Origin of the sequence: Desulfovibrio desulfuricans, from assembly GCF_024460775.1 — a bacterium.
In the GTDB taxonomy this organism is placed as follows: Bacteria; Desulfobacterota; Desulfovibrionia; order Desulfovibrionales; family Desulfovibrionaceae; genus Desulfovibrio; species Desulfovibrio desulfuricans_E.
The window spans coordinates 1-243 of sequence record NZ_JANFYZ010000094.1; the positions used below are offsets into that span (position 1 = coordinate 1).

1 pseudogene is annotated in these 243 nt (G+C 43.6%); it reads left to right on the plus strand.

Annotated elements, in window-relative coordinates:
* Positions 1-42 precede the first annotated feature (42 nt).
* Positions 43-243 (plus strand): annotated as a pseudogene (locus tag NE637_RS15535) (branched-chain amino acid aminotransferase); the annotation flags it as partial.

The window sequence follows — 243 nt, forward strand, 5'->3', positions numbered from 1 at the left end:
CCGCCTTATGGTTCAGGCGCTTCATTATATATCAGACCATATATGTTTGGGATTAATCCTGTAATCGGAGTAAAGCCTGCAGATGAATATCAGTTCAGAGTGTTTACAACACCTGTAGGTCCGTATTTTAAAGGTGGTGCAAAACCGATTACGATCTGTGTATCTGATTTTGACCGGGCAGCTCCTCACGGAACGGGGCATATTAAGGCGGGGCTTAATTATGCAATGAGTCTTCATGCGATT